The sequence below is a fragment of the Streptomyces sp. TRM70350 genome, from assembly GCF_019219825.1.
Classification (GTDB): Bacteria; Actinomycetota; Actinomycetes; order Streptomycetales; family Streptomycetaceae; genus Streptomyces.
The window spans coordinates 1-650 of sequence record NZ_JAHUXH010000117.1 but is presented as its reverse complement, the minus strand read 5'-3'; the positions used below and the strand labels follow the sequence as shown (position 1 = coordinate 650).

The following is a 650-nucleotide window of genomic DNA, read 5'->3' as shown; positions in this document are numbered from 1 at the left end:
TCGGCAGGTTCGGTCCGTACCCCGAGCGGCTGCGTGAGCAGTTCGAGGGGGTGATCTGGCGGTTCCGCACCGGCAGTCAGTGGCGGGAGATGCCCGAGCGGTTCGGCGCCTGGCAGACGGTCTACAACCGCTTCATGCGATGGCGGGATGCGGGCGTCTTCCAGGCCCTGCTGGAAGAGGCGATCGCTGAGGCCGCCCGCAGAGACGAGATCGACATGTCCCTGGTCAGCGTGGACTCCACCACCACGCGGGCTCATCACGACGCAGCCGGCATGCGGGTCAGCGAACAGACCCTGGCAGCACTCGAGGAAGCGGCCTCGCAAAAGGGGGAGCGCGCGAGGAACAAGGCGGACAGGGCGGCGAAAACGACCCCCTCCAAGCCGAGCGGCGACGCATCCGCCGCAGACGGCGGGCCCGGCTGAAGGCCGCCCTGCTCGGCCGCTCGCGCGGCGGGCTGACGAGCAAGATTCACCTGGCCGCCGACCGGCGCTGCCGGCCGATGGCGCTGGTGCTGACCGCCGGGCAGGCCGCCGACAGCCCCCAGTTCATCCCGGTACTGAACAAGGTGCGGGTCCGCCTGCCGGTCGGCCGTCCCCGCACCCGGCCCGCAGCCGTGGCCGGCGACAAGGCCTACTCCTCCCGCGCCAACC

At 71.7% G+C, this 650-nt stretch carries 1 pseudogene; it reads left to right on the top strand.

Annotated elements, in window-relative coordinates:
* Positions 1-650: pseudogene (locus KWI83_RS37830) on the top strand (transposase); the annotation flags it as partial.